Source organism: Pandoraea capi, assembly GCF_902459735.1.
Classification (GTDB): domain Bacteria; phylum Pseudomonadota; class Gammaproteobacteria; order Burkholderiales; family Burkholderiaceae; genus Pandoraea; species Pandoraea capi.
The window spans coordinates 460,723-486,109 of the sequence record NZ_CABPRV010000001.1 but is presented as its reverse complement, the minus strand read 5'-3'; the positions used below and the strand labels follow the sequence as shown (position 1 = coordinate 486,109).

Sequence of the window (25,387 nt, the reverse complement as noted above, 5' to 3'; positions counted from 1 at the left end):
GCGATTTACCGGTACAACCGATGACGGTTGAAGATGCGGCTCGGATCGAAGGCTTGTTGCAGACGCTCGCCGATGGCGCGCAGCGCTGCCGGTTGCGGTGTGAACACACGTTCCGCGTCGGTCGACATGCCGGTTGCGCGACGGCCATGGCGAAACAGCGTAGCATGCCCGCCGACCGCTGCGGCGATTGCGCGAATTTCGGACGCCGAACGCCGCGTGATCCACCATCGCTGCGCGCCGCCCCATTCGATGAGATGCTCGTCGCCGTGCGCAAGCGGCGGTGTCGTCGGCGGAACCGACAGGCGCCACAGGGGCTGTGCGTCATCTGCCACATCGATCGGCGCCACCGGCACCGGCGCTGCCGCAAAGAACGCGTGCGTCTGTTCGCGCAGTGACACCCAGAAATGATGCGCTTCGATGGCGTCGACATGGCGACCGCCCATCGCGGCACGTGCGGCGTCGATGGCAGCTGCGGCGCCGCCCAGACGCACACTCAGCACGCCGTCGTGCCACGCCGAGCCCATCAATGGCAGCGGCTGGCCGCCCCACCGATTGAGCTGGTCGATGGCCTGCGCCTGCGGTAGTTCGAAGCGCAGCGTGGCTTCGGCCACCGGGCAGGGCAGCACCTTGATCGAGAGTTCGAGCAGCACGCCGAGCGTGCCGAGCGCGCCCGCAAGTACACGTGAGACGTCGTAACCCGCGACGTTCTTCATCACTTGCCCGCCGAAATGCAGGACCTGTCCCTGACCATTCATGACGACCGCGCCGAGCACGAAGTCGCGCGGCGCGCCCACATGGGGGCGACGCGGGCCGGCGAGTCCGGCGGCGATGCAGCCGCCGAGCGTGGCGCCGGAGCCGAAGTGCGGCGGCTCGAACGGCAGGATCTGGCCGCGTTCGGCCAGCGCCGCTTCGATCTCGGCGAGCGGTGTGCCCGCGCGTGCCGTGATCACGAGTTCGGCAGGGTCGTACGAGACGATGCCGTGATACGCACGCATGTCGAGCGGTTCGCCCATCGGCGTCTCGCCGTACCAGCGCTTCGTATTGCCGCCGTGGATATCGAGCGGCACACCGCTGGCGGTGGCGGCGATCACGCGTTCGCGAATCCCGGCGAGCGCCTGCGCGGCGGCGCTCGCTTCGCTGTCGGCGCACGTGGACACGGACGATGCCGGTGTCGTGGCTTGGAAGGCTTGCGACATCAGAACCTCGGCAAATCGGGATGGGGCAGCAGCCCGCCGCGTACGTGCATCTTGCCGTACTCGGCGCAGCGCGCCCGTGTGGGGATGGCCTTGTCGGCGTTGAGCAGACCGGCCGGATCGAAAGCGCGCTTGACGGCAAAGAACGCATCGCGCTCTTCGGGCGAGAACTGCACGCACATCGAGTTGATCTTTTCGATGCCCACGCCATGCTCGCCGGTGACCGTCCCGCCGAGTTCCACGCAGGCCTCGAGAATGTCGCTGCCGAAGGCTTCGGCGCGATGCCATTCGTCCAGATCGTTGCCGTTGAACAGGATCAGCGGATGCATGTTGCCGTCGCCGGCATGGAAGACGTTGATGCACCGCAGGCCGTATTGCGCTTCCATCGCCTCGATGCGTTTGAGCAGGGTGCCGATGGTCCGGCGCGGGATCGTGCCGTCCATGCAGTAGTAATCGGGGGAGATGCGCCCGGCGGCCGGGAAGGCGTTCTTGCGTCCCGACCAGAAGCGCAGGCGTTCGGCTTCGGAGGCGGAGACCTGGATGCGCGTCGCGCCCGAAGCGCGCAGCACTGCGGAGACGCGTGCGATTTCTTCGGCGACTTCTTCCGGTGTGCCGTCCGATTCGCAGAGCAGGATGGCGGCGGCGTCGAGGTCGTAACCGGCGTGCACGAACTCTTCGACGGCTTGTGTGGCCGGCTTGTCCATCATCTCCAGCCCTGCCGGAATGATGCCCGCCGCGATGATCGCCGCAACAGCGTTGCCGCCGGCTTCCACGTCGTCGAAGCTCGCCATGATGACCTGCTGGACCTGCGGCTTCGGTACGAGCTTCACGGTCACTTCCGTCACCACGCAGAACATGCCTTCGCTGCCGATGAAGACGGACAGCAGGTCGAGGCCCGGGGTGTCCAGCGCGTGGGAGCCGAACTCCACGATCTCGCCGTCCATCGTCACGGCGCGCACGCGCAGAACGTTGTGCACCGTCAGGCCGTACTTCAGGCAGTGCACGCCGCCGGAGTTCTCCGAGACGTTGCCGCCGATGGTGCAGGCGATCTGCGACGACGGGTCCGGCGCGTAGTAAAGGCCGTAAGGCGCGGCGGCTTCCGAGACGGCGAGGTTGCGCACGCCCGGCTGCACGGTGGCGGTACGGGCGTAGGCGTCGACATCGAGAATACGTTTGAACTTGGCCAGCGAAAGCACGATACCGTCGGTGATCGGCATGGCGCCGCCGGAGAGCCCCGTGCCGGCGCCACGCGGCACGACCGGCACGTTGTTCGCGTGGCAGGCGCGCAGGATGCGGCAGACCTGATCCTCGTCGGCGGGCAGCACGACGGCCAACGGCAACTTGCGGTACGCAGCGAGGCCGTCGCACTCGTACGGCGTGATCTGCTCGCGGTCGGTGAGCCAGTGAGCGTCCGGCACCGCAGCGCGCAAGGCGGCCAGTCGGGCGTCGCGAGTGGCGGCGCTCAGCGCGTCGAAAACCGGCTCGTCGGTACGCACCGCAGTGGCTGGGAGCGACGACGGTGGTGACAGAGGAACGGGCGGCATCGCGCTAGTGGACGGTGCAGTCGGCGCAGAAGTCAGGGGCGACGCATTCGATGTCATCGGGCTTGCTCTCGGACGATCGTTGACGTGATGGGACATTTGACCATTATTGGTCTACTGGTAGACTGGTCGACCAGTTGTCGGATGACGTCATCGTAAAGGGAATGATCCGATTTCAACTACAGGGTTAACCCGTAATTTGAGGGAGATCCTCTAGCGGTGCTGGAGGCGAGGCCGTGTGCCTGCCCTGAGCGAAGCCGCATCCTGTATCGTGGCGTCTGTGATTTTTCCGTCGAGAACCGAAGCCGACTATGCCGTCCAACGAGTCGTCCCTGCCTATGTCCTCTCTCTCGTCTTCTTCCCCGACTTCGCCGACTGCCGGCGATTTGCCGGGCGCCGTCGCAAGCTTTGCACCGGTCACGCCACCGCCGCGTCTGCGTCTGTCCGACATGGTGTACGAGCAACTGGAGACGATGGTCGTCGAAGGTCGGCTGGCGCCGGGCTCGGCGCTGCCGTCGGAGCGCGATCTGGCGCAGCAGATGGGCGTGTCGCGTCCGTCGTTGCGTGAGGCGCTGCTGCGGTTGGAGTCGCGCGGGCTGATCGTCGGCCGCGCCGGGGGCGGGTATCTGGTCGCCAACGCCAGCCAGCCGCTGCTGGCGGAGCCGTTGTCGCAACTGATGTCGCGTCACAGCAAGACCGTCGACGACGTGCTGGAAATGCGCGAAGTGCTTGAAGCGAAGGCCGTGGAACTGGCCGCCGAACGCGCCACGCCCGAGGATATCGCCCGTCTCGCACAGGCGCTCGAAGCGCTGGAAGCCGCCTTTGCGGCGGGGCGTGACGGACGCGACGGCGAGGGCGACGCCCGCGGGCAGTCGTTGCTGACCCGAGTGCCTGAACTCGACGCCCACTTCCATCTGGCGCTGGCCGAGGCGACGCATAACCTCGTGCTGGTGCATCTGATGCATGCGATCTTCGAGCTGCTGCGTGGCTCCGTGGTTGATAACTACCGGGCAATCGTCGGGCATGGCGCCGATCTGGCCGAACTGATCGATCAGCATCGTCGTATCTTCAATGCGGTGGCATCTCACGATGCGGCCAGCGCGCAGCGATCGCTGCATGAGCATCTGACCTTCATCCGCAACAATTCGGGCGACGTCGATCCCGCCTGATCCCGTCTGACCCCGATTTTTCCTGCTGGCGGGCCCTCGCCCGAGGGCAAAAGAATCCCGCCAAACCCTCATCGTTTTCCCTGACTCGCGCATCCGGCGACGCCCGTCGCCTGAATGCCGTCCCCTCGTCTCCCAGGGGTGTCGCACCCCGCAATGGCACGGTTTACCTCGGTTTTCAAGTTATCGAGCGCTTACCAGCGAACGCGCAGTCGCCCTCGCGTGCCCGGCGTTTGTCTCCCGTATGCGGGCGCTCTCGGGTTGACAGTGGTTCGGCCATGGACTAATTTTGGAACCATAAAAAATACTTAATTCGATATATTGAATCTTGTATATCAGATTCAAAGTGACGAACCGGCCCCTGGAAGTGCCCGTGAAATTGCCGGGTGGTGGTCGAGTCGGCACGGCATTCATCGGAGACATCAGTTGGGTAAGCACGCATTTTCTTTCGGGCAGTCCTCGTGCGACGGTTGTGACGCACCGGCTGCCCTGTCGTATCCGCCTTCAGTGTTCACGGAAGTCGTTCGTGCGCTGGGGTGTTCCTCACCGGCCTGCTGCCTGTCCCGGGCAGGCGATCTGGCGATCACGCGTCCGCGAGGCGCGCCCGCCTGAGTGATGGGATCTGGCTTGCGATGCGATCTATGCGATCCATCGTGATACGCCGACAGCGCAAGCCGGTCCGCACTCGAATTTATTTACCAGTCACCCCTTGGCAGCCGGCAACTTGCCGGCGCGGACCCTGAAAAGTCTGCGTCGCCGCGCCGAGGTGGGGGCCGGAAGTGTCCTTTGGCACTTCCGAGAGTCAGTCAGCCGGGGCTTAAGCCCTGCGAGCCTGCCGCCAGGCAGTGCTCCGCGATCAAGCGGCCAAGCATGAGCCGCACGCAACGCCAGGAGGCGTGCCGTCTGCGCATATCCCCGTCGGGGACGCGCGGCAGCACGCGATGACGTCGGGCACCGCACAACGAATCGCGGGTCGGCGTCAATCGTCTGACAGGAACAGGAGGCAAGTCATGCAAGCAGCTGCGCAACCGGAGGAGAAGACCTCTTTTCTGGGAGGGCGCTGGTCACAACTGGTGATCGGCATCATCTGTATGGGCCTGGTGGCCAATTTGCAGTATTCGTGGACGTTGTTCGTCGAGCCGATGCAAGCCAAACACCATTGGGGTGTGGCGGCCATTCAGGTGGCATTCTCGATTTTCATCGTGGTGGAAACGTGGCTGGTCCCGATCGAGGGCTGGCTGGTCGATCGCTTCGGGCCGCGCCCGGTGGTCGCGGGCGGCGCGATTTGCGTGGCGTTGTCGTGGATCATGTACTCGTACGCCGAGACGTTGACCGTGCTGTACACGGCCGCTGTCATCGCCGGTATCGGTGCGGGTTGCGTGTATGGCACCTGCGTGGGTAACGCGCTGAAGTGGTTCCCGGACAAGCGCGGTCTGGCTGCCGGTCTGACGGCAGCAGGCTTCGGTGCCGGTGCGGCCATCACGGTGATTCCGATTGCGAACATGATTCGCGAATCGGGTTACGAAGCGGCCTTCTTCAACTTCGGTATCGTGCAGGGTGTGGCGATCTTCATCCTCGCGCTGTTGCTGGTCAAGCCGCGTGCACCGAAGGGTGTCAGTGCGTCGCGCCGCAATCTGGCGACGAAGCAGGATTACACGTCGGGCCAGATGATTCGCACGCCGGTGTTCTGGGTGATCTACGTCTGCTTCGTTGCCGTGGCCGCTGGCGGTCTGATGGCGACGGCACAGATCGGGCCGATCGCGAAGGACTATGGCATTGCATCGATGCCGATGACGCTGTTCGGCGCCACGCTGCCGCTGCTGACGATGACACTGTCGATCGACAACCTGTGCAACGGCTTCACGCGTCCGCTGTGTGGTTTCGTCTCGGACAAGATCGGCCGTGAGAACGCGATGTTCATCATCTTCCTTGGGGAAGGGGTGGCGATGCTGGGCCTGATGCACTTCGGTCAGAACCCGTACATGTTCGTGTTCTTCGCTGCGATGACGTTCCTGTGCTGGGGCGAAATCTTCTCGATCTTCCCGGCGCTGTGTGCCGATACGTTCGGTAGCAAGAATGCGGCATCGAACGCGGGCACGTTGTACACCGCGAAGGGCACGGCAGCCTTGCTGGTGCCGCTGGCTTCGGTGCTCGCCGTGGGCGGTCACTGGGATCGTGTGTTCATTGCGGCTGCGGTGATCAGCATCACGGCGGCGGTGGCGGCGAAGTTCCTGCTCGCACCGATGCGCCGTCGCTGGATCGAGTCGGAGAACAGCAATAGCGCTGCACAAGCGTCCACAAGCCCGTCGGTTGCCATCGGCGCACCGGCCAGCGAGTGAGTGTCACGCTCGACATCGGACAGATTGCCGTGAGGCATCTGGCCGGTGATTGAGATGAGGTAAGACGTGAGTCCGTCGGAAGGACAGAAGCGGGGCGCCAGCGATGGCGCCCCGTTTTCGTTGGGGTGATGAGGCGCCGTTGTGTGGCCGTCTCATCCATCGATCGGATAGACGTCAGATAGACGATGGGCCAGCTAGAAAACTCATCTCGCTCGCTGCGCGGACGCAGAAAACGAAAAAAGCCCGTCAAAGACGGGCTTTTTCGTGTTTTGGCTCCTCGACCTGGGCTCGAACCAGGGACCTACGGATTAACAGTCCGGCGCTCTACCGACTGAGCTATCGAGGATCAAACTTGGCAGTCGCACATCGCCATCGCGGTATGTCGACTAAAACAAAGGCCTCGCTGTAGCGAGGCCATCGCTTCGGTATTCTTGGCTCCCCGACCTGGGCTCGAACCAGGGACCTACGGATTAACAGTCCGGCGCTCTACCAACTGAGCTATCGGGGATCAAAAGAGAAAGCGATTATAGTGGCGGTTTTTACACACTGTCAACACCGGGAACGCATTTTTTCTGCGTTCACAGCGAGAAAGCCGCCAGAGTCACGCTCGCGGATCAGCGCTCGAGCAGATGGAGCTTTTCCTTGACGTCCTTCCAGTCGTCGGCGTCGGCCAGCGACGGTTTCGTCTTGGTGATGCTCGGCCAGCCCGGCGTCAGTTCGGCGTTCAGCGCGGTGAAGTGCTGTTGGTCGCCCGGCACGTCTTCTTCGGCATAAATGGCATTCGCCGGACACTCGGCCACACAGACCGCGCAATCGATGCACTCGTCCGGATCGATGACGAGGAAGTTCGGGCCTTCGCGGAAGCAATCCACGGGGCAAACGTCCACACAGTCGGTGTATTTACATTTGATGCAGCTTTCGGTGACAACGTGCGTCATGCCAACAACTCCGGAGTAGGGCGCGAAACGGCTTCGATCGGCCGTTAAAACGGGTATTGTAGCGCAGCCCGCGTTCACAGGTGCGAGAGCTGGGCGACGAAGCCGGCATTGCGTTTCATTCCGGCACAAACGGCACCGGCACCATGTCGGATTGTACGAAATGGGCCATGACGTCATGCGTGACACCGCTTTGCGGTACGATGTTCGATGTTCCTGTGCGCTGCCTCGCGCCGTATGAACGTGCGAATCCCGCATCCGCATGTGCGCACCCGGCAGCGTCCGATGCTTTCTCGTGAGCGCTCCTCGCGGAGCCTGTCGTCATGATCATCACGTCGCTGCTCGATACCGATCTCTACAAGTTCACGATGATGCAGGTCGTCCTGCACCATTTCCCCGCCGCGCAGGTCGAATATCGCTTCAAGTGCCGCACCGACGGCGTCGACCTCACTCCCTACGTCGATGAGATTCGCGACGAAATCCGCCTGCTGTGCGGGCTGCGGTTTACCGAGTCGGAATTGCGCTATCTCGGCGCCATGCGCTTTATCAAGAGCGATTTCATCGACTTCCTCGATCTGTTCCACCTGAACGAGAAGTACATCACCGTGCAGCCGTCGCCCAAAGGCAACGGCGAGATCGACATTACGATTCGCGGGCCGTGGCTCCACACGATTCTGTTCGAGATTCCGGTGCTTGCCATCGTCAACGAGGTGTATTTCCGCAATACCCAGCGTACGCCGGCGTATGAGGAAGGCCGTCAGCGACTCAGGGACAAGATCTGCATGCTGGCCGAGCGGCCGGACTTCCGTGACTGCAAGATCGCCGATTACGGAACGCGTCGACGCTTCTCCAAAGAGTGGCACCAGGAAGTCATTCAGACGTTGTGCGACGAACTCGGTGAGCAGTTTGCGGGCACGAGCAATGTGTATTACGCATCGAAGCTCGGCCTCACGCCGCTTGGCACGATGGCGCACGAGTATCTTCAGGCGTGTCAGGCGCTGGGCCCTCGTCTGCGCGATTCGCAGATATTCGGCTTCGAGACGTGGGCGAAGGAATATCGCGGCGACCTTGGCATTGCGCTCTCGGACGTCTACGGCATGTCCGCCTTCCTGCGCGACTTCGACATGTACTTCTGCAAGCTGTTCGACGGCGCGCGTCACGACTCCGGCGACCCGTTCGCCTGGGGCGAGCGCCTGCTGGAGCACTACGCGCAAAACCGCGTCGACGCTCGCACCAAGACCATGATCTTCTCGGACGGCCTCGACATTCCCAAGGTGTTGCAACTGTTCGAACGCTTTCGCGATCGATGCAGGCTGGCGTTCGGTGTCGGCACCAACCTCACCAACGATCTGGGCTATCGACCGCTGCAAATCGTCATCAAGATGGTGCGTTGCAACGGCCAGCCGGTGGCAAAGCTGTCCGATTCGCCGGGCAAGAACATGTGCGACGACGATGCTTATCTGGCCTACCTGCGGCAGGTCTTCGACATTGCGCCGGAGCCCGCGCCGATCTCGTCCAAGGGAAACTGACGGCGTGGACGCCTGGGGTGCGGTCCGAGCGCACGGGCAGACGATTCCGATAGTGCGCGAACGCCGGTCGCGCGGCGTTGCCCAGCCGCTATAATTGCCCATCGCCCGCCGGACCGAGTGCCGGCGGCCTCGAGAGACGACACGTGACGACGTCGGCCGCAGACCGGCGCGTTGGCTTCACAGGACAGCTCATGGATACCTCAGACGCCCGCAATCGCATCTTTGCCCGCATTCGCAACGCACAACATCGCCACGATGTCGCACGTGCGAACGAGCAGGCGGCGGCTGAGGATTATCTGGCGCGACACCCGCAAGGGCCGCGTCCGGCGATGTCCGCCGATCTCATCGCGACCTTCATTGCCAAGGCCGAAGCCCTTTCTACGACGATTTCCCGCGTGCCCGCCATGCAGGACGTACCGGCGGCTGCCGCCACGTATTTGCAGGCGAACGGTCTCACGACGCAGGCCGTCGGCTGGCCGACGCTGCGAGAGCTGGACTGGACCGGCGCCGGATGTCACGTCGAATTTCGCAAGCCGCACGGGGACGATCTCGTCGGCATTACCGGCTGCTTCTGCGCCATTGCTGAGACCGGCGCACTCATGATGATGTCGGGCCCCGAGACGTTTGCGTCAGCCACGCTGTTGCCCGAGACGCACATTGCCGTTGTGCCTGCTTCGCGCGTCGTGGCCGGGCATGAAGACGGATTCGCGCTCATGCGCAGCGAGCGCGGTCAGCTCTCGCGCGCCACCAATTTCATTGCGGGACCGTCGCGTACCGCAGACATCGAACAAACGCTGGTGCTCGGGGCGCATGGCCCGTACCGCGTTCACCTCATCATCGTCGACGGCGCCTGATTGACGCTGCGCCGCCGCGGCGGCGCTGATCGGCCACGAAGCTTTTCCGCTCGCGCGCTTACACGATCGCGGGATGCAAGGCTTTCGGAAAACGCCCCAAGGTCGATGGGTTCGACGTTTTCGGGCGATTCCTTACTTTGCTTTGGGATATCTCCCAAGCTAACGCGACGATGGGCACTCTTGCGCGGATGACGACTCGTACGCAGTCGACCATCAATCACTAGGAACCAGAAACAATGCATAAGGGGATTTGGGGGGCATTGGCTGTGGCCGGGCTGGCATTGGCGAGCCCTGCGGCGTTCGCTGCGGGACCGGACGGCGCACAACTCGTCGCCTGGTGGGGCGCGCCGTTCGCGGGGCTGCTGCTCTCGATTGCGCTCGGGCCGTTGCTCGCGCCGGCGTTCTGGCATCACCACTTCGGCAAGATCGCCGCGTTCTGGGGCGCGGCATTTCTGCTGCCGTTCGCGCTGGTCTTCGGCGCGGGCGCTGCCTGGTATGGCGCCGTTCACGCCGTTGTCGCCGAGTACATTCCGTTCGTCGTGCTGCTCACGGCGCTGTTCACCACTGCGGGCGGTATTTGCGTGCACGGTAACCTGCGAGGTGGCCCGTGGCTCAATACCGGATTGCTGGCGCTGGGCACCGTGCTCGCGAGCATTATGGGAACGACCGGGGCCGCCATGCTGCTGATTCGTCCGCTCATTCGTGCGAACGACAACCGCAAGCACAACGTACACGTCGTGGTGTTCTTCATCTTCCTGGTGGCAAATGCGGGTGGCTCGCTCACGCCGCTGGGCGATCCGCCGCTATTCCTCGGCTTTTTGCAAGGCGTCGATTTCTTCTGGACGACGGCGCATATCTGGCCTGAGACGCTGTTCATCTGCACGGTGTTGCTGGTGCTGTTCTTCGTGATCGACGCGTATTACTTCCGTCAGAAGACCGAGCGTCAGATCGACGCGCTGGATCCGACGCCGCATGCCGCGCCCGTGCGACTCGAAGGCAAGCGCAACTTCATTCTGTTGGCAGCGGCCGTGGGGCTGGTGCTGATGAGCGGCATCTGGAAACCGGGCATCGAGTTCGACGTGTTCGGCACCCCAGTGGCGCTGCAAAACCTCGCGCGTGATGCCGGTCTGATCGTCGTGACGCTGATGTCGCTGGCCATCACGCCGCGCACCGCGCGCGAAGGCAACGGGTTTAACTGGGAGCCGATGAAGGAAGTGGCGAAGCTGTTCGCCGGCATCTTCCTGACGATCATTCCGGTGGTCGCGATCCTGCGGGCGGGCGAGGCGGGGGCGCTGGGCTGGGTGATCCGTCTGGTGACGGGGCCGGGCGGCGCGCCTGACAACGTCATGTATTTCTGGGCGACCGGGCTGCTGTCATCGTTCCTTGATAACGCGCCGACCTATCTGGTGTTCTTCAATACGGCGGGTGGCGATGCCGCAACGCTGATGACGACCGGCGCCGCAACGCTGGCGGCGATTTCGGCGGGGGCGGTGTTCATGGGCGCCAACACGTATATCGGCAATGCACCGAACTTCATGGTGAAAGCCATTGCAGAGCAACGCGGCATTCGCATGCCGAGCTTCTTTGGCTATATGCTGTGGTCGGGCGCGATTCTGCTGCCGCTGTTCGTCCTGATGACCCTCATATTTTTCTGAGCCGCGATATTGCCACGCGGCCAATCTCTGCGAGACAACTGGTGAAACCGAAGATCCTGGTAGCCCGAGCCATTTTCCCGGACGTGATCGAGCGTCTGGCGCAGTACTTCGATGTCGAGCGTAACGATGCCGACACGGTGTTTTCGAGCGACGAACTCCGCGTACGGCTGGCCGACAAGGCGGGCGCGATCACCACGGCGAGCGAGCGTATCGATGCCGCCGTGCTCGCTGGCGCGCCGAATCTGCGTGTGGTGGCCAATATGGCCGTGGGCTACAACAACTTCGATATCGACGCGATGACGGCGGCCGGTGTGATGGCCACGAATACGCCCGACGTTCTCAACGAGACGACCGCCGATTTCGGCTGGGCGTTGTTGATGGCGACGGCGCGGCGTGTCACCGAGTCGGAGCGTTGGCTGCGCGAAGGGCATTGGGATAAGTGGGCATACGACATGTTCCTCGGCGCCGATGTGCACGGCAGCACGCTGGGCATCATCGGCATGGGGCGCATCGGGCAGGCGATTGCGCGTCGCGCGATGGGCTTCAACATGCGAGTGGTGTATCACAACCGCTCGCGTCTGGATGCCGAGACGGAGGCCGCATGCAAGGCGAGCTACGTCGATAAGGATGTGCTGCTGCGAACCGCCGATCACGTCATTCTCGTGCTGCCGTATTCGGCGGCGACGCATCACACGATCGATGCCGAAGCACTGGCGCTCATGAAGCCGACGGCCACGCTGATCAATCTGGCACGCGGCGGCATCGTCGACGATACGGCGCTGGCCGCAGCGCTGGCGAAAAAGCAGATTGCCGCTGCGGGGCTCGACGTGTTCGAAGGCGAACCGAAGGTGCATCCCGACTTGCTCAAGGTTTCGAATGTCGTGCTGACGCCGCATATCGCCAGTGCGTCGGCGGCAACGCGTCGTGGCATGGCGAGTCTCGCGGCCGACAATCTGATTGCGGCGCTGGGCTTCGGCGCGGCGGCCGGTAAGCCGCCGTGTCTGCTCAACCCTGCTGCGCGTCGGGCGTAGGTCGGTAGATTCGGGGGCCTCGGAAGCGTCGGAAGCGTCGGAAGGCAAGAGTCAACGGGAGTCGCAAGGCGATGGTCGAGATGGTGTTGGTGGCGCTGGCGGCGCTGAATTTGTTGGTGATGATCGCGCTTGCGGTGAAGGTCTGGCAACGCGGCGGCGACGCGTCGTTGCGCGACACGCTCGTCGATTCGCTCGCTCAGGTGCGCGACGATCTGCTGCACGCGGCGGATCGCAGCGAGCGAGGGCTGCGTCAGGAGTTCGCAGAGACGGCCCGCGCGGGACGGGGCGAGCAGAGCGCTCAAATGGCGCAGTTCCAGCAGACACTCGCCGCACAGATGACGAGCGTGGCCACCGTCCAGAACAGTCAGATCGACGGCTTCGCGCAGCAACTCGCCAAGCTCACCGAGTCGAACGCCACGCAGATCGAGGCCGTACGTCAGAGTCTTGTGCTCAACGCTCAGCAGATGCGCGAGGAACAGGCGTCGACACTCCGGCGTTTCGGTGAGGCGCAGCATCAGCAACTCACGCAACTCGCCGAGGGCAACGAACGTCGTCTGGCCGAAGTGCGCGCAACACTCGAACAAAAACTCAAGGACATCGAAGTCAACAACGCGACGAAGCTCGAAGAGATGCGCCGCACGGTCGACGAGAAGCTGCACGCGACGCTGGAGCAGCGTCTGGGCGAGTCGTTCAAGCTGGTCTCGGATCGTCTCGAACAGGTGCATCGCGGGCTGGGCGAGATGCAGACGCTGGCCGCCGGGGTGGGCGATCTCAAGCGTGTGCTGACCAACGTGAAGACGCGAGGGACTTGGGGCGAGGTGCAGTTGCAGGCGTTGCTCGAACAATTGCTCACGCCCGAGCAGTTCGCGAAGAACGTGGCAACCCGACCGGGCAGCACCGAGCGGGTGGAATTCGCTATTGCGCTGCCGGGGCAGAACGGCGAGAGCCATCAGCCGGTCTGGCTGCCGATCGACGCCAAGTTCCCGCGCGAAGATTATGAGCGTCTGCTCGACGCGCAGGAGCGTGCCGATCCGGTCGCGGTCGAGGAGGCATCGAAGGCGCTGGAGACCCGCATTCGTCTGGAGGCGAAGACGATTGCCGACAAGTATCTGGCGCCGCCGCACACCACGGACTTTGCGCTGCTGTTCCTGCCGACGGAAGGACTTTACGCGGAAGTGTTGCGGCGCCCGGGCCTCTCCGATCTGCTGCAACGTGAATATCGCGTGACGGTGGCCGGGCCGACGACGCTGACGGCCCTGCTCAACAGTCTTCAGATGGGGTTCCGCACGCTGGCGATCGAACGTCGCTCCAGCGAAGTCTGGCAGGTGCTCGGCGCAGTGAAGACGGAGTTCACGAAGTTTGGCGACGTGCTCGCCAAGACGAAATCGCAGTTGGAGACAGTCACGCGCTCCATCGACAAAGCCGAAGTCCGTACCCGTGCCATGGCCCGTCAACTCAAGGCCGTGGAGGCGTTGCCCGGCGATCAGGCCGTGGAATTGCTCGGTGTGGAACTGGACCCGGACGAGGACGCCTGAGCGGTACGAAGGCCTCGGGAACCTCGATAGTCGAGGCTCTAGAGGACTTCAGGACGGTTCGCGGTTGAGTCAGGTGGCGTCTGCATGCGCACGACGCCACTAAGCGCTCACTGCGCGCCGTCGTCCTGCTTCGCGAATTGCGTCAGCGCATCGCCGGTCATACGCACCACGCGCCAGTCGGGCAATACCGTCGCGCCTTGCGATGTGTAGAAATCGATCGCCGGCTGATTCCAGTCGAGCACCGTCCACTCGAAGCGTCCGCAGTTGCGCTCGATGGCGATGCGGGCGAGCCGACGCAGCAGCGCTTGTCCCACGCCACGACCTCGCATCGTCGGCTGCACGTAGACGTCTTCCAGATACAGACCTCTCCGTCCGAGGAAGGTCGAGAAATTGTGGAAGAACAGCGCGTAGCCGACCGGCTGCCCATCCCACTCCGCCATCAGGCATTCTGCGGCCGGCGTCTTGCCAAACAGCGCTTCGTGCACGCTCTCGGGCGTGGCTTCGAAGATATCCAGCAGCTTTTCGAAGACGGCCAGTTCTCGCATCAGGCCATGAATGGCGCCGACGTCGTCGGCAGTGGCAGTACGCAGGGTCAGGGACATGGTCGGAGCGCAAGAGACGTGGGAGGGGGCTGAAAAATGAGAAAAGCGGCGCTGCGGCGGGGATGAGGCCGCCGTCAGTCGCCGCCGGAACGACGTGGATCGACGTCGGGACGCTCAGTACTCTTCTTCGGGAGCGTCGCTCAGTGCGATTTCGATGCCGCCGAATTTGACCGCCACCCAGTTGTAAAGGTGGCAGGCGATCCAGAGCAGCACGAAGCCCACGATGGCGTTAAGCACCAGTGCGGAGATGATCGCCAGGCCCGGCAACTCACCGTAGCGGATGAACGCCGCGAGGAATGCCAGCAGAACGAGCGGGATGCTGAATGTGAGGTAGACCAGCACCAGTGCTTTGGCCGTCTGGCCGGGACTGATGTACGTGATCTGTTTTTTCGTTGTCATTGACGTGTGTGCTTTCGGCTTGTGTGGCGCCCGTGTCGTCGAAGCGCCGACGCGGGCAATGTTTTGCTGATTCGTTGCTTCGCTTTTGGGGTGAAATTCGTGTACAGACTCGCGTTCGGTGGATCTAGTCGATTCGAATAAGGGCGAACGTCAGACCAGCCCGTCGAAGGCAATGACGTCGACCAGTTCACCGGCAGCCACGTCACCACGCTCGGTGCCGAGCGTCACGAAGCAGTTCGCTTCGCTCATCGTGCGTAGAATGCCTGCACTCTGTGCGTCGGCGACGGTGACTTGCCATCGGCCCTGAGCATCGACGGCCAGAATGCCGCGCAGGAATTCGGTGCGCCCGGGGCGCTTGGCAATGGCGGTTGCCGTCGGCACGGGCAGGCTCGGCGTGATTTGCGGTTCGGCGCCCATCAGCACGAATAGTCCGTCGCGCACGAGATGGTAGAACGACGCCATCACTGCGGCCGGATTTCCCGGCAGACCAAACAACAAGGCGCGCTTGCCTTCACTTTCCAGTTCGCCAAATGCGAACGGCCGGCCCGGGCGCATCGCCATCTTCCAGAACACCACGTTGCCCAGACGCGTCATCATTTCGCGTGTGAAATCGGCCTCGCCGACTGACACGCCACCCGAGGTGATGACGGCGTCGGCTTCACGACATGCCGTACGTAGTGTGTCTTCGATGGCTTGCGGGTCGTCGCGCACGACGCCCAAATCCAGCACTTCCACGCCCAGCCGTTGCAACATGCCGAAGAGCGTGTAGCGATTGCTGTCGTACAGATTGCCGGGCACGAGCGGCTCACCCACGGAGCGCAGTTCGTCGCCGGTCGAGAAGAAGGCCACGCGTATGCGACGGCGCACCGGCACTTCGGCGATGCCGAGCGATGCGAGCAAACCGAGGGCGGCCGGACGAAGACGCTTGCCCGCGTGCAGCGCCGGATGACCGGCGGCCAGGTCTTCCCCGATATGGCGTACATGACGGCCGGGCGTAACGGCACCGGCGTCGAAGCGAATGAATTCGGTGTCGCCTTCGCGTTGCACCTGTTCTTGCGGGATGACCGTGTCGCAACCGGCCGGCAGCAGCGCACCGGTCATGATGCGCACGCACTCACCGGCAGCGGCGACGCCATCGAACGGACGGCCCGCGAAAGAACGCCCCGCCACGCGCAGACGCACTTCGCCGCCAGCCGCCAGCGCGCTGCCGGCGAAGGCGTAGCCATCCATGGCGGCGTTTTCGAAAGCGGGGACGTCGAGCGGAGAAACGACATCGCGACCGAGCACGCGGCCCAGCGCACTGCGTACCGCCACCTGCTCGATGGCGGACACCGGGCTCGCGGTGCGCGCAATGACGGCGCGCGCCGCTTCGACCGTCATATGGTTGGGGTCGTAGTCCGGCAAGCCGGCCAAGGCGTCGTCTAGTGTTGTCATCGGTATGGCGTCGTCATCCGGCACATGTGCTGCATGCATCACATGCATGGATCTCAAAAATGCGGTGGCGACGAATCGGGCCGCGTCGGTGCCCGGAATGTCTTAGCGGGCGCGCGGCGAATCGGTATGGAGGTCGTCCAGCGTGTTGACATTGTAAAACGGACGCTCGTCACCGAAGTTAACTTGTACGGCCTTGTGGCGCGCGAGCCACGCTCGCACGCGATGCTCCCCGGCGCGCAGTGTGGCCGCGAGATCGTCGGCCAGCGAGCGGTGCAAAAGAGCAAATACCGGATGCGGGCCTTGTGCCGTCGCGGCATAAGCGGCCAGCGGTCGCGCTGCCGGGATGCCGGGAGAGACGTCGCGTCCGTCCGATACGTCGAGTGCGGCGCTGAGCCGAACGCCGAGATCGGTCGGCAGGTAGGGCGAGTCGCACGGCACGGTGAGGACATATTCCGTACGTGCCGCGCGCAAGCCGGCCAGCATGCCCGCGAGCGGTCCTGCGAAGTCCTGCGTCTCGTCGCTCACGACGTCTGCGCCGAATGCCGCATAGGCATCGAGATTCCGATTCGCGCTGATGAGCAACGCACCGACCTGCGGACGCAGGCGCTCGATGACATGGGCCGCGAGCGGTCGGTCGGCGAGCCGTTGCAGGCCTTTGTCGCGTCCGCCCATACGCTGCCCACGCCCGCCTGCGAGGATCAGGCCGGTGATGTCGCTGCGCAGGATGGACGTTGTCGTCATGGGAAGGGGTTAGGGGCGGTTAAGGGCGATGACGCGACCCGCCGCGTCGAACCAGACGGCGCCGTCGCCAAGCATCACGCCCTGATCGCGCGCGAACATCAGTCGAGGCACGGCGGCACCGATGGTACGAACGAATCCGTCGGAAAAGATTTCGTTATAGCGGGCGAGCAACGACTTCGGGTTCCGAAGGATCAGTGTCTTGCCCCGCAGAGAGACATGCAACGGGTAACGGATCGATTGTGCGACGACATCGCGCCGGTCGTCGAGCACCCCTTTGCGGAATTGCGTGGCGGCGCGATTGACGGTTTCGTCGTCGCTCACCCCGGCAACGCCGTACAGATGGTCGATCTTGCCCGTCTGAATGCTGGACAGCGCAAGCTCGAACGGCACCGTGCGGCCGCTGCGCAAGTCCTTCCATTGGCCCGAAATGACTTCGCATGCCGCCGATGCACCTTGCTGGCGATTGACGTCGTCCGCCGAGGCGAATTCGCCGTCGAAGGTCGCGCGCGGCATGCCGCCGGCGTCGAACTCGGTCAGGTGCACATGCGACTTGCTATCGATCTTGCCGGTGAGCTGCGTATCGCTTTGCGACGACGCGTTGGCGTAGCGCCCTTCCAGTTTGCCGCCGGAGGTGGGGCGCAGCACGAGTCGCAGCGGATTGCGCTCGCCGAGCTGACCGCTGTACGTCATCAGGTGATTGGCGATGTTGCGATCGGATGGGTCGCAATCAGCGTAGGCCGCAGTGGACGCGAACGCCGCTAACAGCAACGTCAGCGCGCTCAGACTGGCGGCAACGAGGCGCTGCATGCGATGCGAAGGGCGGCTCACGCGTGTGTGACGCACGCCTTGATGGGGGGCGGACGCGGCGCTGGACGCTGGGACGGTGAGGGTGTCTCGGGCGCGGCTGGCGCCCGGGGCAAAAGCAATCATGAGTCGAGAAGGAATTCGGTAAATCGAAAGGGGTGCGGAAGCGTCGACGATCGCGGGGTAACCGGGCAATCAGATCACTGAGGCATGTCTGGTCGCGGTCCGGCCGTGTCCCGGACTTTCATCCGCCGATGTAAGACATCTCCACTTTCGGTGGTGCGTTTTCCGGCAGGCCGGTGGCCGCCGTACGCAAGGCCGAGTAACGGTCGGTGCGGGCGTGCCAGATGTCGCCGATGACGGTCGAGATCTGCGCGTCGCTCGCGCCGCTACGCAGCAGCGTTCGCAAGTCATACCCCGAGCTGGCGAACAGACAGAGATACAGCTTGCCTTCCGTAGACAATCGGGCACGCGAACAAGTGCCGCAAAATGCACGGGTGACGGACGAAATGACGCCGACTTCACCGCCGCCGTCGCGATATTGCCAGCGTTGTGCCGTTTCGCCGGGGTAATTCGGCTCCATGGGCTCGACTGGCAGGGCGTCGTTCAGACGCGCGATGACCTCGGCCGACGGCAGGACTTCGTCCATGCGCCAGCCATTGGAGGTGCCGACGTCCATGTATTCGATGAAACGCAGCACGACACCGCTGCCATGAAAATGACGCGCCATCGGCACGATGTCTGAATCGTTGGTGCCGCGCTTGACGACCATGTTGACTTTGACCGGCCCGAGGCCGACGTGCTGCGCCTGGGCAATTCCTTCGAGCACGTTCGCGACGGGGAAGTCGACGTCGTTCATCTGGCGGAAAATCTTATCGTCCAGACTGTCCAGGCTGACGGTAACGCGCGTGAGGCCCGCATCTTTGAGCGATTGCGCCCGGCGTGCCAGCAACGAGCCGTTGGTCGTGAGCGTGATGTCGAGCGGCTTGCCCGACGGCGTGCGCAGACGGGCCAGCATTTCGATCAAGCGTTCGATGTGCTTGCGCAGCAGCGGCTCTCCGCCCGTCAGACGCAGCTTCTCCACGCCATGTTCGACGAACAGGCGCGCAGCACGCTCGATTTCTTCGAATGACAGCAGGGAGGATTGCGGCAGGAAGGCGTAGTCCTTGTCGAACACGTCCTTCGGCATGCAGTAGACGCAGCGGAAGTTGCAACGATCGGTCACCGAGATCCGCAGGTCGTGCAGGGGCCGCGCCAACGCATCTTCGAGATGGCCGGTGGCGGTGCGCACTTGTGCGGGGATCTGCGGCGAGTGCGTCGCATAACGGGCGTCGCTACGCAAATCGGTGAGTCTGATGATCGTTTCAGTCATGGTGGGGCCTTAGCTTGCGTCTCCATTCTAACGAATTGGCCCAAATGTCGCCGAGGCGACCCCATCGGGCATCGGATAACGGTACCGAGAATTCGTTGTGAGACGTCAAACCCGTACTGAGGCAGACGATACGGGGCGTGTGCGGTTGGCACAAGTCGGGACAATGCGGGTTGTATCGCGTGACGTCGCCCCCAAAAGCAAAAAAGGAGGCCGAAGCCTCCTTTTTCTACCTCACACGTGCCTGTCAGGCAACGTGATTGGCCGAGCGTGTTTCCACTTGCTCCATCGGACCGCTGTTGAGCGGCGTCGACGCACGGCGCTCACGCGGCACGTGCGGTGCCGGTGCGACTTGCGCAGCGGCTTCCTTGGCGGCGCGATGCTTGTCGGCATCCGTGTGAACCCACACCAGCCCGACGCTTGCCAGCGTCGATTCCAGTGCACCGCGCTCCAGCGTCGGAGCAGCGGCGGCCGGTGCGACGGCCTGCGTCACGACTTCCGTTGCGGCGGCAGCGGCTTCCGGGGCGACCGGCACTGCCGTACTCACCTGCACCGGTGCTTCGGGTGCGGCCTGCACCGGCTTCGCGGTCTCGACCATTTCGATCGGGGCAGCGGCGGCTTGCGCAGGTTGCGTTGCCGGTGCGACATCTGCCGGGGCGCTTGCGACAGCGGCCGTGGCGGCAATCTCGGCGAGGGCCCCGGCCGGCACCGTCGGTTGGGCCGGCGCAGCCGACGTGACCGGCAGCGGGGCACTGACCTGCGGCACGACCGGTGCGGCGGCCACTTCGGCCGCGGGCAGCGGGGCAACGTTGATCGGTGCGACGGGCGCACCCACCTGCGGTGCTTGTGCGACCGGCTCGGCGATAACGTGCGACGGCACTTCCGGCGTAGCGACAGGGGCGGCTTCGCTCACCGTGGCGACCGGCGCTGCCGGGGCTTCCATGGGCTCGGCACGCACCGGCGTCGGTTCGGCATGAGCCGCCGGTGCCGTCGGTGCCGGCGTGGCGGCGGCTGCAAACTCAGGCGCTGCTACCGGCGCTGCGGCACGGGCGAGGGTTTCGGTCGAAGCATTCTCAACTGCGTTGTCGCTCAGCACCAGGGCGTGCGGACCTTTCTCGGCTTCCAGCGCTTCTGCGCCTTCCGTCTCGATGTGCTCGCCGTCGGCATTCAGTTGCTGCTCGCCGGCTTCACGCTCACGACGGCCGCCACGACGACCGCGACGACGGCTGCGGCGGCGCTCTTCACCCCCTTGTTCGCCTTCTTCGCCCGCCGTTTGCGGTGCGCCTTCGACCTGTGCCGTGAGACGATCCTGATCCAGCGGTTCTTGCTCGGCGTTCAGCGGTGCTGCGGCCTGAGCGACGCGTTGCGGTGCGGCTTGTTGGCCTTCAGCGCCTTCGCCCTGACGGCGGTCACGGCGCTCGCCGCGTTCACGGCGGCTGCCGCGCTCACGGCCTTCACGCGGCTCGCGACCTTCCTCGGCACGCACGTCCTGTGCGGGTTGACGCTGGGCGTCGTCGCGCTCGCGCTTGTCGCGGTTATCCCGGCTATCGCGGTTGTCGCGGCCTTCCTGACGCTCATTGCGTTCGTTGCGCTCGCCACGGTCTGCACGCTCCGCGCGTTCCGGACGCGTGCCGCGACCTTCGCGCACCGGCTGACCGGCGTTGTCCTTGCCCGACTTGTTGTCGTCGCGGGCGTTGCCACGACGATTGCGGTTTTGTTGATGCGGACGCTCGTGACGCTCACGCGGCGGGCGAGCCGTCGGCTTGGCCGGCTCTTCGGCCTTCGCGGGTGCCGGTGCGGCAGCACCGCCGCCGAACAGACGCTTGAGGAAACCGAAGAAACCGCCACCGCTGGACTGTGCGGCTGCGGCAGGCGCCGTTGCGGCAACCGGTTCCGGACGCGGCTGTGCGGCCGGTGCCGGCTGCTCGGGCGTGATGCCCTTGACGGCCGCTTCCTGACGCGGACGCGTATCTTCCTTCTTCTTGCTGTAACCGGCCGGATCTTCTTCCAGCGAACGGGCCGCCTCTTCGGCGAGCGCGTAGCTGGCCTTCGGGGCATCCAGACGCGGGTCGTCGAAACGCAGACGCTCAAGCTTGTAATGCGGCGTTTCGAGGTGCTTGTTCGGGATCAGCAGCACGCCAACCTTGAAGCGCGCTTCGATCTTGTTGATTTCCTGACGCTTTTCGTTGAGCAGGAACGCCGAGACTTCGACCGGCACCTGGCAGTGGATCGCTGCCGTGTGCTCCTTCATCGCCTCTTCCTGGATGATGCGCAGGACTTGCAGCGCCGACGATTCGGCGTCGCGGATGTGGCCGGTGCCGTTGCAGCGCGGGCAGGTCACGTGCGTGCCTTCCGACAGCGACGGACGCAGGCGCTGACGCGACAGCTCCATCAGGCCGAAACGCGAAATCTTGCCCATCTGGACGCGCGCACGGTCGTGCTTGAGCGCATCCTTGACACGTTGTTCGACTTCACGCTGGCTCTTGGCCGACTCCATGTCGATGAAGTCGATCACGATCAGGCCGCCGAGGTCGCGCAGACGCAACTGGCGCGCGACTTCGTCGGCAGCTTCCAGGTTGGTGCGCAGGGCGGTTTCTTCGATGTCGGCGCCCTTGGTGGCGCGTGCCGAGTTGACGTCGATGGAGACGAGCGCTTCGGTGTGATCGATCACGATCGCGCCGCCCGAGGGCAGCGGCACCTGACGCGAATAGGCCGTCTCGATCTGGTGTTCGATCTGGAAGCGGGAGAACAGCGGCACGTCGTCACGGTACTGCTTCACGCGGTTGAGGTGGTCGGGCATGACCACCTGCATGAAGTTGCGTGCCTGTTCGGAGATTTCTTCCGTATCGATGAGGATTTCACCGATATCCGGCTGGAAGTAGTCGCGGATGGCGCGAATAACGAGGCTCGACTCGAGATAGATCAGCGCCGAGTCGCGCGGCAGTTCGATGTTATGGGCGGCGCCTTCGATGGCGTGCCAGAGTTGCAGCAGGTAGTTCAGATCCCACTGGAGTTCTTCGGCCGAGCGGCCGATACCGGCGGTGCGGGCGATGATGCTCATGCCTTCCGGCAGTTCGAGCTGACCCATCGTCTCGCGCAGTTCCTGACGGTCTTCGCCTTCGATACGACGCGAAACACCACCGCCACGCGGGTTGTTCGGCATCAGCACCAGATAGCGGCCGGCCAGGGAAATGAACGTGGTGAGGGCTGCGCCCTTGTTGCCGCGCTCTTCCTTTTCGACCTGAACGATGAGTTCCTGGCCTTCGGACAGGGCGTCCTGAATGCGCGCATTGCGCACATCGGCACCTTCGCGGAAGTACGCGCGGGCGACTTCCTTGAACGGCAGGAAGCCATGGCGGCCTTCGCCGTAGTTGACGAAGCAGGCTTCGAGAGAGGGTTCGATACGGGTGATAATACCCTTGTAGATATTGCCTTTACGCTGTTCGCGTCCGGCCGTCTCGATATCGATGTCGATGAGTTTCTGCCCATCGACGATTGCCACGCGCAGTTCTTCCTGCTGCGTGGCGTTGAACAACATGCGTTTCATGAAAACGACTCCCACCCGCCGCAGTTGCCAATGCGCAGTGCGTCGGGCACGTATCACTCGAGTTATCCAACACGCGAGGTTCGAGCCGGGGGTGGAAGAATTGCCGGGGGGTCCGGGCGATGAGGCCGACGGACGCTATGGCGCCAGGAATACGTTTTCGCGCTCACCCGGATCCGCCGGGCCACCGGAAAAATTCCGGCTCGGCGCGGATCACTTCGGGCTTGCAGTCCATACCAAGAGAAACTGGACGAGAAACTTCATCAGCGTTTTCTCGGGGCGCCTGCCGACACTTATTCTTCTTGTGACGGCGCCTCACTTCGACTTTTTGCGCGAACGATATTCACAAAGCGATCAGCTCGGGCAATGTCGTCCGGGCTGATCACCAAAAAATTCTATAACCACCAACTCTATCCGCGTCCCGCGCGCTGCGACCGAAGCGGCCTATGGGCCGACTTCCTGCCGACGCTGCGTGACGTGCGTGCGCTCGCTGCTCCAGGGTCACCGGACGAGCAGCCTGCCCGGGGTGCAAGTAAAATACCGTTTTGGGGTATGCACCGGACAGAGGTGGGGATTTGGCATGATTCCCGCTACCGCCATCTCTGTCGGACAAATTATATTCATAATGAATGAGTTAGGCAAAAGTCGGCAGAAAATGGTTGCGCCGGCGTCCGCGCCGCAGGTCAAGCTCGTCGAAGTCGACGATGGTTCGGCCGGTCAGCGCATCGACAATTTCCTCCTGCGTGAGTGCAAAGGGGTTCCCAAGAGCCACGTTTACCGCATTCTGCGTAGCGGTGAGGTCCGCGTAAATAAAGGAAGGGTAGACGCAGCCTATCGACTCGTCCTTGGCGATATCGTCCGCATACCGCCCGTCCGGATGGCGACGCCCGATCCCGAGGCGAAAGCCCACGTACCGGCCGCAAGTTTCCCGATCCTCTTCGAAGACGACTATCTGATGGCCATCGACAAGCCGGCCGGCGTGGCTGTGCACGGCGGCAGCGGGGTGTCGTTCGGGGTAATCGAGCAACTGCGCCGGGCGTTGCCTCATCTGAAATTCCTGGAGCTGGTACACCGGCTGGACCGTGAAACGTCCGGCATTCTGCTGCTCGCGAAGAAGCGGGCGGCACTCGTTGGCATGCACGAGCAGATTCGTCACAACCGGATGGACAAGCGCTATCTGGCTTGCGTCACCGGCGAATGGCGCGACCGTCAGCGCGCAGTGAAAGCACCGCTATATAAATATGTCACGGCGGAGGGCGAGCGCCGGGTGCGGGTGCAGGAAGACGGCCAGGCATCGCACACCGTATTTCGCATGGTGGAATCGTTTCCGCCTTATACGTTGCTCGAAGCGGAACTGAAAACGGGGCGCACCCATCAGATTCGCGTTCACCTGGCGCATTGCGGCACGCCCATCGTGGGCGACGACAAGTACGGCGACTTCACGCTGAACAAGAATCTGGCGCGTCCGAATGCGCGCCCGGGCATCAAGCGGATGTTCCTGCATGCTTACCGGTTGAAGTTCACGCACCCGGTACTTGATACGCCGATTGCCTTGGAAGCGGCGTTACCGCCAGAATGTGAGCAATTCCTGAATCAACTTCGAACCACCACCGCCGATGCCAAGCCCTGAATTTGACCTGGTCGTGTTCGACTGGGACGGGACGTTGATGGACTCGACGCCCACGATTACCCGCTGCATCCAGGCGGCCTGCCGGGATCTCGGTCTGCCGGTACCGACTGACGAACTCGCGAGCCATGTGATCGGCCTCGGGCTGCGTGACGCCCTGCAAATGGCCGTCCCGTCGCTCGATCCTGCGCACTATCCGCGCCTATCCGAGCGCTACCGCTTCCACTATCTCGTGGGCGACAAGGAGACGGTGCTGTTCACCGGCGTTCGCGAGCTGCTGGAAGAATTGCGCTCGCGGGGACGTTTTCTGGCCGTCGCCACGGGCAAATCCCGTGTGGGCCTGAACCGCGCACTCGAATCGGCAGGGCTGATGCGGATGTTCGACGCCACGCGTTGCGCGGATGAGACATTTTCCAAGCCGCACCCGGCCATGTTGCAGGAACTGACGCGCGAACTGGGTCAGGATCTGCGCCGTACGGTCATGATCGGCGATACGACGCACGATTTGCAGATGGCGCGCAGCGCCGGGGCTGCCGGCGTGGGCGTTGCCTACGGTGGCGCGCATCCGCGTGAGCAACTGGTGGCGCTCGAACCCGCCTACTGCGCGGCAAGCGTGGCCGAGCTGCGCGACTGGTTACTGGAGCGCGTGTGAGCGACGTTGCCGTACCGTTGCCGATCTGTCCGGGTGACGTCCTCGAAGACGGCGGACGCGGCGTGCGCTTCGAGGTGCGCGTGGGCGGGCGTCCTACGCCAGCGTTCGTGATCCGGTATGACGGGCGTGTCTACGGTTACCTCAATCAGTGCGCACATGTGCCGATGGAGCTCGACTGGTCCGAGGGGCAGTTCTTCGAGACGGGCGGCTTATACTTGATGTGCGCGACGCATGGCGCGACCTACGAGCCGGACACCGGGTTGTGTGTCGGTGGTCCGTGTCGTGGTGGCGCCTTGCAGGCGGTTCGCGTCGAGGAGCAGCCCGCTGCGGCACCGGGCGAGGCCACGACCGTGGTCTGGTGGCCCGACACTTATATTGAGGCCCCGGCAGCGGCGTCTTCGTGAGCGCGCGGCATCCGGTCTCACACGTCTCTAACG

21 protein-coding genes and 2 tRNA genes are annotated in these 25,387 nt (G+C 63.7%); 11 read left to right on the top strand and 12 right to left on the bottom strand.

Going from position 1 to position 25,387, the window contains the following annotated elements:
- Nucleotides 1–5: 5 nt before the first annotated feature.
- On the bottom strand, nucleotides 6–1,196 hold the full coding sequence (gene glcE / locus PCA20602_RS02145) for a glycolate oxidase subunit GlcE (RefSeq protein ID WP_150719757.1): 1,191 nt from the start codon (nucleotides 1,194–1,196) through the stop codon (nucleotides 6–8).
- Nucleotides 1,196–2,737, bottom strand: a complete 1,542-nt coding sequence (locus PCA20602_RS02140; protein WP_150719756.1) for an FAD-linked oxidase C-terminal domain-containing protein — start codon at nucleotides 2,735–2,737, stop codon at nucleotides 1,196–1,198. The genes glcE and PCA20602_RS02140 overlap by 1 nt, the downstream gene beginning before the upstream one ends.
- Before the next feature lie 335 nt (nucleotides 2,738–3,072).
- Between PCA20602_RS02140 and PCA20602_RS02135 the strand changes: the two genes are divergently transcribed.
- On the top strand, nucleotides 3,073–3,903 hold the full coding sequence (locus PCA20602_RS02135) for a FadR/GntR family transcriptional regulator (protein ID WP_174980707.1): 831 nt from the start codon (nucleotides 3,073–3,075) through the stop codon (nucleotides 3,901–3,903).
- A gap of 1,007 nt (nucleotides 3,904–4,910) precedes the next feature.
- Nucleotides 4,911–6,239, top strand: coding sequence for an oxalate/formate MFS antiporter (oxlT, locus tag PCA20602_RS02130; RefSeq protein ID WP_150719754.1), 1,329 nt, complete (start codon nucleotides 4,911–4,913; stop codon nucleotides 6,237–6,239).
- A 270-nt stretch (nucleotides 6,240–6,509) separates the two neighbouring features.
- Here the strand turns inward: oxlT and PCA20602_RS02125 are convergent.
- The 3 genes from PCA20602_RS02125 to fdxA form a co-directional block, all read right to left on the bottom strand.
- Nucleotides 6,510–6,585, bottom strand: a tRNA-Asn gene (locus PCA20602_RS02125).
- Nucleotides 6,586–6,671: 86 nt separating this feature from the next.
- Nucleotides 6,672–6,747: transfer RNA gene (locus tag PCA20602_RS02120), tRNA-Asn, on the bottom strand.
- Nucleotides 6,748–6,853: 106 nt separating this feature from the next.
- Complete coding sequence (gene fdxA, locus PCA20602_RS02115; RefSeq protein ID WP_150719753.1) at nucleotides 6,854–7,177, bottom strand: ferredoxin FdxA; 324 nt, start codon at nucleotides 7,175–7,177, stop codon at nucleotides 6,854–6,856.
- A 320-nt stretch (nucleotides 7,178–7,497) separates the two neighbouring features.
- Here fdxA and pncB point away from each other — a divergent pair, with 320 nt between their 5' ends.
- The 5 genes from pncB to PCA20602_RS02090 all read left to right on the top strand — a co-directional run bounded on the left by pncB (nucleotide 7,498) and on the right by PCA20602_RS02090 (nucleotide 13,778).
- Nucleotides 7,498–8,703, top strand: coding sequence for a nicotinate phosphoribosyltransferase (gene pncB, locus PCA20602_RS02110; RefSeq protein ID WP_150719752.1), 1,206 nt, complete (start codon nucleotides 7,498–7,500; stop codon nucleotides 8,701–8,703).
- A gap of 191 nt (nucleotides 8,704–8,894) precedes the next feature.
- On the top strand, nucleotides 8,895–9,557 hold the full coding sequence (locus tag PCA20602_RS02105) for a LutC/YkgG family protein (protein ID WP_150719751.1): 663 nt from the start codon (nucleotides 8,895–8,897) through the stop codon (nucleotides 9,555–9,557).
- A 236-nt stretch (nucleotides 9,558–9,793) separates the two neighbouring features.
- A complete protein-coding gene (locus tag PCA20602_RS02100; protein WP_150719750.1) occupies nucleotides 9,794–11,212 on the top strand; it encodes a sodium:proton antiporter in 1,419 nt (472 codons plus the stop codon).
- A gap of 38 nt (nucleotides 11,213–11,250) precedes the next feature.
- Nucleotides 11,251–12,243, top strand: coding sequence for a 2-hydroxyacid dehydrogenase (locus tag PCA20602_RS02095; RefSeq protein ID WP_150720004.1), 993 nt, complete (start codon nucleotides 11,251–11,253; stop codon nucleotides 12,241–12,243).
- Nucleotides 12,244–12,314: 71 nt separating this feature from the next.
- On the top strand, nucleotides 12,315–13,778 hold the full coding sequence (locus PCA20602_RS02090; protein WP_150719749.1) for a DNA recombination protein RmuC: 1,464 nt from the start codon (nucleotides 12,315–12,317) through the stop codon (nucleotides 13,776–13,778).
- A 107-nt stretch (nucleotides 13,779–13,885) separates the two neighbouring features.
- Here PCA20602_RS02090 and PCA20602_RS02085 read toward each other — a convergent pair whose 3' ends face one another.
- The 7 genes from PCA20602_RS02085 to PCA20602_RS02055 form a co-directional block, all read right to left on the bottom strand.
- Nucleotides 13,886–14,380, bottom strand: coding sequence for a GNAT family N-acetyltransferase (locus tag PCA20602_RS02085; protein WP_150719748.1), 495 nt, complete (start codon nucleotides 14,378–14,380; stop codon nucleotides 13,886–13,888).
- 114 nt (nucleotides 14,381–14,494) lie between these two features.
- Entirely contained in the window at nucleotides 14,495–14,779 is a 285-nt protein-coding gene (locus PCA20602_RS02080) for a hypothetical protein (RefSeq protein WP_039401268.1), read from the bottom strand.
- Between the two features lie 150 nt (nucleotides 14,780–14,929).
- A complete protein-coding gene (moeA, locus tag PCA20602_RS02075; RefSeq protein ID WP_150719747.1) occupies nucleotides 14,930–16,213 on the bottom strand; it encodes a molybdopterin molybdotransferase MoeA in 1,284 nt (427 codons plus the stop codon).
- 102 nt (nucleotides 16,214–16,315) lie between these two features.
- Nucleotides 16,316–16,954 carry a molybdenum cofactor guanylyltransferase MobA gene (gene mobA, locus PCA20602_RS02070; RefSeq protein WP_150719746.1) on the bottom strand — a complete coding sequence of 213 codons (639 nt, stop codon included), beginning with the start codon at nucleotides 16,952–16,954 and terminating at the stop codon, nucleotides 16,316–16,318.
- Between the two features lie 9 nt (nucleotides 16,955–16,963).
- Nucleotides 16,964–17,782 carry a hypothetical protein gene (locus PCA20602_RS02065; protein WP_150719745.1) on the bottom strand — a complete coding sequence of 273 codons (819 nt, stop codon included), beginning with the start codon at nucleotides 17,780–17,782 and terminating at the stop codon, nucleotides 16,964–16,966.
- Between the two features lie 220 nt (nucleotides 17,783–18,002).
- Nucleotides 18,003–19,130: a GTP 3',8-cyclase MoaA gene (gene moaA, locus PCA20602_RS02060; RefSeq protein WP_150719744.1), complete on the bottom strand. Its 1,128-nt coding sequence runs from the start codon at nucleotides 19,128–19,130 to the stop codon at nucleotides 18,003–18,005.
- 244 nt (nucleotides 19,131–19,374) lie between these two features.
- The gene (locus tag PCA20602_RS02055) at nucleotides 19,375–22,674 is read right to left on the bottom strand and encodes an Rne/Rng family ribonuclease (RefSeq protein WP_150719743.1); all 3,300 of its coding nucleotides are present in this window, start codon (nucleotides 22,672–22,674) and stop codon (nucleotides 19,375–19,377) included.
- A 91-nt stretch (nucleotides 22,675–22,765) separates the two neighbouring features.
- Here PCA20602_RS02055 and PCA20602_RS02050 point away from each other — a divergent pair, with 91 nt between their 5' ends.
- From PCA20602_RS02050 to PCA20602_RS02035, 4 genes are all read left to right on the top strand, one after another.
- Entirely contained in the window at nucleotides 22,766–23,053 is a 288-nt protein-coding gene (locus PCA20602_RS02050) for a hypothetical protein (RefSeq protein ID WP_139133187.1), read from the top strand.
- A gap of 243 nt (nucleotides 23,054–23,296) precedes the next feature.
- A complete protein-coding gene (locus PCA20602_RS02045) occupies nucleotides 23,297–24,301 on the top strand; it encodes an RluA family pseudouridine synthase (RefSeq protein WP_069342256.1) in 1,005 nt (334 codons plus the stop codon).
- Nucleotides 24,288–24,950, top strand: a complete 663-nt coding sequence (locus PCA20602_RS02040) for an HAD family hydrolase (protein ID WP_150719742.1) — start codon at nucleotides 24,288–24,290, stop codon at nucleotides 24,948–24,950. The genes PCA20602_RS02045 and PCA20602_RS02040 overlap by 14 nt, the downstream gene beginning before the upstream one ends.
- Entirely contained in the window at nucleotides 24,947–25,354 is a 408-nt protein-coding gene (locus PCA20602_RS02035) for a Rieske (2Fe-2S) protein (RefSeq protein ID WP_150719741.1), read from the top strand. The genes PCA20602_RS02040 and PCA20602_RS02035 overlap by 4 nt, the downstream gene beginning before the upstream one ends.
- The last annotated feature ends 33 nt before the right edge of the window (nucleotides 25,355–25,387 follow it).

Excerpts from the sequence above, each read along its gene's own strand:
- PCA20602_RS02135 (WP_174980707.1), top strand. The coding sequence starts at position 3,073 with ATGTCCTCTCTCTCGTCTTCTTCCCCGACTTCGCCGACTGCCGGCGAT.
- PCA20602_RS02100 (WP_150719750.1), top strand. The coding sequence starts at position 9,794 with ATGCATAAGGGGATTTGGGGGGCATTGGCTGTGGCCGGGCTGGCATTG.
- pncB (WP_150719752.1), top strand. The coding sequence starts at position 7,498 with ATGATCATCACGTCGCTGCTCGATACCGATCTCTACAAGTTCACGATG.
- PCA20602_RS02085 (WP_150719748.1), bottom strand. The coding sequence starts at position 14,380 with ATGTCCCTGACCCTGCGTACTGCCACTGCCGACGACGTCGGCGCCATT.
- moeA (WP_150719747.1), bottom strand. The coding sequence starts at position 16,213 with ATGACAACACTAGACGACGCCTTGGCCGGCTTGCCGGACTACGACCCC.
- PCA20602_RS02055 (WP_150719743.1), bottom strand. The coding sequence starts at position 22,674 with ATGAAACGCATGTTGTTCAACGCCACGCAGCAGGAAGAACTGCGCGTG.
- mobA (WP_150719746.1), bottom strand. The coding sequence starts at position 16,954 with ATGACGACAACGTCCATCCTGCGCAGCGACATCACCGGCCTGATCCTC.
- PCA20602_RS02080 (WP_039401268.1), bottom strand. The coding sequence starts at position 14,779 with ATGACAACGAAAAAACAGATCACGTACATCAGTCCCGGCCAGACGGCC.
- PCA20602_RS02105 (WP_150719751.1), top strand. The coding sequence starts at position 8,895 with ATGGATACCTCAGACGCCCGCAATCGCATCTTTGCCCGCATTCGCAAC.
- fdxA (WP_150719753.1), bottom strand. The coding sequence starts at position 7,177 with ATGACGCACGTTGTCACCGAAAGCTGCATCAAATGTAAATACACCGAC.
- moaA (WP_150719744.1), bottom strand. The coding sequence starts at position 19,130 with ATGACTGAAACGATCATCAGACTCACCGATTTGCGTAGCGACGCCCGT.
- PCA20602_RS02090 (WP_150719749.1), top strand. The coding sequence starts at position 12,315 with ATGGTCGAGATGGTGTTGGTGGCGCTGGCGGCGCTGAATTTGTTGGTG.
- glcE (WP_150719757.1), bottom strand. The coding sequence starts at position 1,196 with ATGTCGCAAGCCTTCCAAGCCACGACACCGGCATCGTCCGTGTCCACG.
- oxlT (WP_150719754.1), top strand. The coding sequence starts at position 4,911 with ATGCAAGCAGCTGCGCAACCGGAGGAGAAGACCTCTTTTCTGGGAGGG.
- PCA20602_RS02140 (WP_150719756.1), bottom strand. The coding sequence starts at position 2,737 with ATGCCGCCCGTTCCTCTGTCACCACCGTCGTCGCTCCCAGCCACTGCG.
- PCA20602_RS02040 (WP_150719742.1), top strand. The coding sequence starts at position 24,288 with ATGCCAAGCCCTGAATTTGACCTGGTCGTGTTCGACTGGGACGGGACG.
- PCA20602_RS02045 (WP_069342256.1), top strand. The coding sequence starts at position 23,297 with ATGAATGAGTTAGGCAAAAGTCGGCAGAAAATGGTTGCGCCGGCGTCC.